The sequence below is a fragment of the Streptomyces sp. NPDC005899 genome, from assembly GCF_040629645.1.
In the GTDB taxonomy this organism is placed as follows: Bacteria; Actinomycetota; Actinomycetes; order Streptomycetales; family Streptomycetaceae; genus Streptomyces.
This window is the reverse complement of sequence record NZ_JBEXWB010000324.1, coordinates 1-7302: the sequence shown is the minus strand read 5'-3', so window position 1 is coordinate 7302 and position 7302 is coordinate 1. Positions and strand designations below refer to the sequence as shown.

Sequence of the window (7302 nt, the reverse complement as noted above, 5' to 3'; positions counted from 1 at the left end):
CCCACCGGCCGTCACCCTGCCGGGGCCGCAGGCGCACGGCACCCCGGGCGGGGCGGGGATCGGCCCGCGCGCCGCCCACCGCGGGCATTGCCCGTCCGCCCGGCTCACGCACATACTGTCCGCGGCCGAGGAGCGGCACGCGGGGCAGCGCACGCACGGGGGAGAGCGATGACACGGAGCACCGGCGCACAGAGCGGCACGGCGTTGACCGAGAGCCCGGCCGGCGGGCCCATGGTGCGGGTCGAGGACCTGCACCGCTCCTTCGGGACCGGCGCCACCGCCGTGCACGCCCTGCGGGGGGTCTCCTTCGAGATCCCGCGCGGCGAGCTCGTCGCGCTCAAGGGGCGCTCGGGCTCCGGCAAGACGACCCTGCTCAACCTCGTCGGTGGCCTCGACAGCCCCGACGAGGGCCGGATCACCGTCGGCGGCACCGACCTGTCCGAGCTGGGCGAGGACGGGCTGCTGGAGCTGCGGCGGGACCGGATCGGTTTCGTCTTCCAGTCGTTCGGGCTCATCCCGATCCTCACGGCGGCGGAGAACGTCGGTGTGCCGCTGAGGCTGCGCAAGGCCGACCCGCGCGAGCGGGAGGACCGGGTGGACCTGCTGCTCTCCCTCGTGGGCCTCGGCGACCACGCGCGGCAGCGCCCCGGTGAGCTCTCCGGAGGTCAGCAGCAGCGCGTCGCCATCGCCCGCGCGCTCGCCAACCGGCCCGCGCTCCTGATCGCCGACGAGCCCACCGGACAGCTCGACGCGGAGACCGGTCTCGCCGTCATGGAGCTGCTGCGGGCCGTCGTGCGCAGCGAGGGCGTCACCGTCCTCGTCGCCACCCACGACCCCCAGCTGCTGGGCTTCGCCGACCGCGTACTGGAACTGAGCGACGGGCACATCGTCGAGCGGGAGTGAGCGCGGGGCGGGCGGGGCCGCCCCGCGGCGAGGGCCGGCGAAGGCGTCAGAATCGCGTCAATACGGACCCGGAACCCCTCCCCTGTCCCATGTGCCGGAAATGCTCGGGGTAGCTTCGAGGAGCGGCTCCCGCATCGGCGGGAGCCGGTTCAGAGAAGACAATGGGGCCATGGCACGCGGCACGCTTCGGATCTACCTGGGCTCGGCACCCGGCGTCGGGAAGACGTACGCCATGCTGTCCGAGGCCCACCGCCGGGTGGAGCGGGGCACGGACTGCGTCGTCGGGTTCGTGGAGCACCACGGGCGGCCCCGCACCGAGGTGCTGCTGCACGGCCTGGAGCAGATCCGCCGCCGTGACATCGAGCACCGCTCGGCGGTCTTCTCCGAGATGGACGTCGACGCGGTCCTGGAGCGGGCCCCGGCCGTGGCGCTGGTGGACGAACTGGCCCACACCAACGTGCCGGGATCCCGCAACGCCAAACGGTGGCAGGACGTCGAGGAGCTGCTGCGGGCCGGTATCGACGTCATCTCCACCGTCAACATCCAGCACCTGGAGTCCCTCGGCGACGTCGTCGAGGCGATAACGGGCGTGCGGCAGCAGGAGACCATCCCGGACGAGGTGGCGCGCAGGGCCGACCAGGTCGAGCTCGTCGACATGTCCCCCCAGGCACTGCGCCGGCGCATGGCCCACGGCAACATCTACCAGTCCGACAAGGTCGACGCGGCCCTGTCCAACTACTTCCGGCCCGGCAACCTCACCGCCCTGCGCGAGCTGGCCCTTCTCTGGGTCGCCGACCGGGTCGACGAGTACCTCCAGCAGTACCGCGGCGAGCACGACATCAGCACCCCCTGGCAGGCCCGCGAACGCATCGTCGTCGGCCTGACGGGCGGGCCCGAGGGCCGTACGCTGATCCGCCGCGCGTCCCGGATGGCGGCCAAGGGCTCAGGCAGCGAGATCCTCGCGGTGTACATCGCCCGCAGCGACGGACTGACGTCCGCCTCGCCCAAGGAACTCGCCGTCCAGCGCACGCTCGTCGAGGACCTCGGCGGGACCTTCCACCACGTCATCGGTGACGACATACCCTCGGCGCTCCTGGCCTTCGCCCGGGGCGTCAACGCCACCCAGATCGTTCTCGGCTCCAGCCGCCGCAAGACCTGGCAGTACGTCTACGGGCCCGGTGTCGGCGCCACCGTCGCCCGCGAGTCCGGCCCCGACCTGGACGTCCACATCGTCACGCACGAGGAGGTCGCCAAGGGGCGCGGCCTGCCCATCGCCCGCAGCGCCAGGCTCAGCCGCGCCCGGATCCTCTGGGGGTGGGCGGTCGGCGTGGGCGGGCCCGCGCTCCTGACCCTCCTCCTGCGGAGCCTGGAGAACGGGCCGGGGCTCGCCAACGACGTCCTGCTCTTCCTCTTCCTGACCGTCGGAGCGGCCCTCCTCGGCGGACTGGCACCCGCACTCGCCTCGGCCGCCGCCGGCTCGATGCTGCTCAACTACTGGTTCACGCCTCCCACCCACACCCTGACCGTGCAGGACCCGGAGAACTTCGTCGCCATCGTGATCTTCTTCGCGGTCGCCCTGGCGGTCGCCTCCGTCGTGGACCTGGCGGCCCGCCGGACCCATCAGGCCGCGCGGCTGCGCGCCGAGTCGGAGATCCTCTCCACCCTCGCCGGGAGTGTCCTGCGCGGCGAGACGGCCCTGGACGCCCTCCTGGGCCGTGTCCGGGAGACCTTCGCCATGGAGTCCGTCGCGCTGCTGGAGCGGCGGAGCGACGTGGAGCCGTGGACCTGCGCCGGGTCCGTCGGTCCCGCCCCGGTGGCCCGGCCCGACGACGCGGACGTGGACATGCCCGTCGGCGACCACATGGCGCTGGCCCTGTCCGGCCGGGTGCTGCCCGCCGAGGACCGGCGGGTGCTCGGGGCCTTCGCCGCGCAGGCGGCGGTCGTGCTCGACCGCCAGCGGCTGGTGGACGAGGCCGAGGCGGCGCGGCGCCTCGCCGAGGGCAACCGGATCAGGACCGCCCTGCTCGCCGCGGTCAGCCACGACCTGCGCACTCCGCTGGCCGCCATCAAGGCCGCCGTCAGCTCCCTGCGGTCGGACGACGTCTCCTGGTCCGAGGAGGACGAGGCCGAACTCCTCGCCGGGATCGAGGACGGGGCGGACCGCCTCGACCACCTGGTCGGCAACCTGCTCGACATGTCCCGGCTGCAGACGGGCACCGTCACACCGCTGATCCGCGAGATCGATCTCGACGAGGTCGTCCCCATGGCGCTCGGCGGCGTACCGGAGGGCAGCGTCGACCTCGACATCCCCGAGACGCTCCCCATGGTCGCCGTCGACCCGGGGCTGCTGGAGCGGGCCGTCGCCAACATCGTCGAGAACGCGGTCAAGTACAGCCCCGACGGCGAACGCGTCACCGCCGCCGCCAGCGCCCTGGGCGGACGGGTCGAACTGCGGGTGGCGGACAGGGGCCGCGGTGTCCCCGACGAGGGCAAGGGGCGCATCTTCGAGCCCTTCCAGCGGTACGGCGACGCCCCGCGAGGTGCCGGGGTGGGCCTCGGCCTCGCGGTCGCCCGGGGCTTCGTCGAGTCGATGGGCGGCACGCTGGACGCCGAGGACACCCCCGGCGGCGGCCTCACCATGGTCCTCACGCTGAAGGCCGCGCGGGAACAGGCACGGCAGGACGGCCCCCGGGCCGCCGGCCACCTCACGAGACCCCCGGGGCACACCGCCGCCCCCTCCACGGACGCAGGAAAGGCAGGGCCCCGATGACCCGGGTACTCGTGGTCGACGACGAGCCGCAGATAGTGCGCGCCCTCGTGATCAATCTGAAGGCGCGCAGGTACGAGGTCGACGCGGCATCGGACGGGGCGACCGCCCTGCAACTGGCCGCCGCCCGGCACCCCGACGTCGTCGTCCTGGACCTCGGACTGCCCGACATGGACGGTGTCGAGGTGATCAGGGGCCTGCGCGGCTGGACCCGCGTACCGATCCTCGTGCTCTCGGCCCGCCACACCTCCGACGAGAAGGTGGAGGCCCTCGACGCCGGGGCCGACGACTACGTCACCAAGCCCTTCGGCATGGACGAACTCCTGGCCAGGCTGCGTGCCGCCGTCCGCCGTGCCGAACCGGCCGGCCCCGAGGGCGCCGACGCCCTGGGGCTCGTCGAGACGGCGGGGTTCACCGTCGACCTGGCGGCGAAGAAGGTGCAGAGGGAGGGTCGTGACGTGCGGCTCACCCCCACGGAGTGGCACCTCCTGGAGGTCCTCGTGCGCAACGCGGGCCGGCTCGTCGGCCAGAAGCAGCTGCTGCAGGAGGTCTGGGGCCCCTCGTACGGCACGGAGACCAACTACCTGCGGGTCTACATGGCCCAGCTGCGCCGCAAGCTGGAGGCCGACCCCTCCCACCCCAGGCACTTCGTGACCGAGCCGGGCATGGGCTACCGCTTCGAACGCGGCTGACCGCGCTCACGCCGCGCGTCGCCTCACCCTTTCGGGTGACATACCTGCCGGCCCGCCCTTACCACAGGGGACCGGTACCCTTCGGGTATGAGCGCTGTTCACCGATTCGAGAAGCCAGGCAGGACGGAGAAGCCGTCGGGCCGCTTCCGCCGCATGCTCGACCGGCTGTCCAGCTCGCAGGAGGACCTGGAGTCCCAGGAGCTGCGGGAGGACTCGCACGCCCCGGGCTGCACGCGCATCTCGGAGTGCACGGACCGCCAGATCGTCAGGGTGACTGGTACCTTGCGGACCGTCACCCTGCGCCCGCGGGCCGGAGTGCCCGCCCTGGAGGCGGAGCTCTTCGACGGCACGGCACCGCTCGACGTGGTCTGGCTGGGCCGGCGCTCCATCGTCGGCATCGAGCCGGGCCGCAGGCTGATCGCCTCGGGCCGGATCGCCATGAGTCACGGGCGCCGGGTGCTGTTCAACCCCAAATACGAACTCCGACCGCTCGGCAAGGAGTAGCCGGTGACGTCTCACGACAAGCCGACGTCCGACACGGACCAGCCCCACCGCACCGACCAGCAGGACGCCGAGGCCAGGGCCGTCACCGAGGCCGCTCTCTTCGAGGCCTTCGGCGGCGTGCGCGGCATGGTGGAGACAGTCCTGCCAGGGCTGCTCTTCGTCACCATCTTCACCATCGACAAGAACCTCCACTTCTCGGCCATCGCCGCCCTGGCCGTGTCGCTCGTGCTCGTCGCCGTACGACTGATCCGCAAGGACACCGTCAAGCACGCCTTCAGCGGCGTCTTCGGCGTGGCCTTCGGCGTCGTCTTCGCGATGATGACGGGCAACGCCAAGGACTTCTACCTGCCGGGCATGCTGTACACGCTCGGCCTGGCCCTCGCCTACCTCGTCACGACGCTCGCCGGAGTGCCGCTGATCGGCCTGATCCTCGGCCCGGTCTTCAAGGAGAACCTCTCCTGGCGCACGAGGAACCCGGGGCGCAAGAAGGCCTACGCCAAGGCCAGCTACGCCTGGGGGCTGATCCTCCTCGCCAAGTGCGCGATCCTCTTCCCGCTGTACTGGTGGGCCGACACCGCGCAGCTCGGCTGGGTGCTGGTCGCGCTCAAGATCCCGCCGTTCCTTCTCGCGGTGTACCTGACCTGGGTCTTCCTCGCCAAGGCGCCGCCGCCCATCGACGTCTTCGCCGAGATGGAGGCGGAGGAGGAGGCCGAGAAGGCCCGCACGGCGGCGCGCGACGCCCAGGCGGCACAGGCCGCCCGGGCGGCGGAGCCCCGCGGCTACGAGGTCTGAGCCGGCCGTACCGCGACAGCGAGGGGCCCGGATCGTGACGACGGTCCGGGCCCCTCACATGTCGCGGGCCGTGTCCTGCGCCCGCGCCCACGGTCGCCCGCGTGCTCCGCGCGCTTCAGTCGTCGGAAGGTTCGCGGCGGACCGACAGGAGGTCCTCCAACTGCTCCTCGCGCGCCTGGGCGGCCACGAACAGCAGCTCGTCACCGGCCTCCAGGGTCTCCTCGGGGCTGGGCGTCAGCACACGCGTCCCCCGGATGATGGTGACCAGCGACGTGTCCTCGGGCCACGCGACATCGCTGACCCGCGTGCCGGCCAGGGCCGACTCCGGGGGCAGCGTCAGCTCGACGAGGTTGGCGTCACCGTGGCTGAAGCGCAGCAGCCGGACGAGATCGCCGACGCTCACCGCCTCCTCGACCAGCGCGGACATCAGGCGCGGCGTCGACACGGCGACGTCCACCCCCCACGACTCGTTGAACAGCCACTCGTTCTTCGGGTTGTTCACCCGGGCGACGACCCGGGGGACGCCGTACTCGGTCTTGGCGAGCAGGGAGACGACGAGGTTGACCTTGTCGTCCCCGGTCGCCGCGATCACCACGTTGCACCGCTGGAGCGCCGCCTCGTCGAGCGAGGTGATCTCGCAGGCGTCGGCGAGGAGCCACTCGGCCATGGGCACCCGCTCCACCGAGATGGCGGTCGGTGCCTTGTCGATCAGCAGTACCTCGTGGCCGTTCTCCAGGAGCTCGGCCGCGATGGAACGGCCCACCGCGCCAGCCCCGGCAATCGACACGCGCATCAGTGACCGCCCTCCTCGGGACCTTCGGCGAAGGCCTCCTCGACCTTCGCGATCTCGTCCGTACGCATCATCACGTGGACCAGATCGCCCTCCTGCAGAACCGTCTGCGACGTCGGCAGTATGGCCTCACCCAGACGGGTGAGGAAGGCGACGCGGACGCCCGTCTCCTCCTGCAGCGTGCTGATCTTGTGACCGATCCAGGCCGAGGTGGTGTGCACCTCCGCGAGCTGCACGCCGCCGCTCGGGTCCCGCCACAGCGGCTCGGCGCCCGACGGCAGCAACCGCCGCAGCATCTGGTCCGCGGTCCAGCGGACCGTGGCGACGGTGGGGATCCCGAGACGCTGGTAGACCTCGGCGCGGCGGGGGTCGTAGATGCGGGCGGCGACGTTCTCGATGCCGAACATCTCCCGGGCCACGCGGGCCGCGATGATGTTGGAGTTGTCGCCGCTGCTCACCGCGGCGAAGGCCCCGGCCTCCTCGATCCCGGCCTCGCGCAGGGTGTCCTGGTCGAAGCCGACCCCGCCGACCCGCCGGCCGCCGAACCCGGAACCGAGGCGGCGGAACGCCGTGGGGTCCTGGTCGATCACGGCGACCGTGTGCCCCTGCTGCTCGAGGGTCTGCGCGAGAGCGGCTCCGACACGCCCGCAGCCCATGATGACGATGTGCACCTCGCGCCTACCTCGCCGTCCTGGTCGTCCGGATGACCTGCGAAAACACCCTGCTCACACTTCTCTCTCCGCTTGCGGGGCAAACAACGGGGCAACGACCTTCGGCGTTGCCCGGGGTCGAGCTTATGCGGCCCGGGCTCCGCCGCCTCATCCGACTGCGGGTATCTCCGCGGCGGACGGGCG

The 7302-nt window shown here is 72.1% G+C and carries 7 protein-coding genes; 5 read left to right on the top strand and 2 right to left on the bottom strand.

What is annotated here, in order from left to right; all coding sequences use genetic code 11:
• The first annotated feature begins 168 nt into the window (after positions 1 to 168).
• The 5 genes from ABZ371_RS26470 to ABZ371_RS26450 all read left to right on the top strand — a co-directional run bounded on the left by ABZ371_RS26470 (position 169) and on the right by ABZ371_RS26450 (position 5658).
• On the top strand, positions 169 to 903 hold the full coding sequence (locus tag ABZ371_RS26470; RefSeq protein WP_358684019.1) for an ABC transporter ATP-binding protein: 735 nt from the start codon (positions 169 to 171) through the stop codon (positions 901 to 903).
• Positions 904 to 1072: 169 nt separating this feature from the next.
• Positions 1073 to 3673 carry a sensor histidine kinase KdpD gene (locus ABZ371_RS26465; RefSeq protein WP_358684017.1) on the top strand — a complete coding sequence of 867 codons (2601 nt, stop codon included), beginning with the start codon at positions 1073 to 1075 and terminating at the stop codon, positions 3671 to 3673.
• Positions 3670 to 4362 (top strand): response regulator, encoded by a 693-nt coding sequence (locus tag ABZ371_RS26460; RefSeq protein ID WP_358684015.1) that lies wholly within the window; start codon positions 3670 to 3672, stop codon positions 4360 to 4362. The genes ABZ371_RS26465 and ABZ371_RS26460 overlap by 4 nt, the downstream gene beginning before the upstream one ends.
• A 153-nt stretch (positions 4363 to 4515) precedes the next feature.
• A complete protein-coding gene (locus ABZ371_RS26455; protein ID WP_358684021.1) occupies positions 4516 to 4866 on the top strand; it encodes an OB-fold nucleic acid binding domain-containing protein in 351 nt (116 codons plus the stop codon).
• Positions 4867 to 4869: 3 nt separating this feature from the next.
• Positions 4870 to 5658, top strand: coding sequence for a DUF3159 domain-containing protein (locus ABZ371_RS26450; RefSeq protein ID WP_358684013.1), 789 nt, complete (start codon positions 4870 to 4872; stop codon positions 5656 to 5658).
• A gap of 115 nt (positions 5659 to 5773) precedes the next feature.
• Here the strand turns inward: ABZ371_RS26450 and ABZ371_RS26445 are convergent, their stop codons facing one another.
• Positions 5774 to 6451, bottom strand: coding sequence for a TrkA family potassium uptake protein (locus ABZ371_RS26445; protein WP_358684011.1), 678 nt, complete (start codon positions 6449 to 6451; stop codon positions 5774 to 5776).
• Positions 6451 to 7119, bottom strand: a complete 669-nt coding sequence (locus ABZ371_RS26440) for a TrkA family potassium uptake protein (RefSeq protein WP_358684009.1) — start codon at positions 7117 to 7119, stop codon at positions 6451 to 6453. The genes ABZ371_RS26445 and ABZ371_RS26440 overlap by 1 nt, the downstream gene beginning before the upstream one ends.
• Between the last annotated feature and the right edge of the window lie 183 nt (positions 7120 to 7302).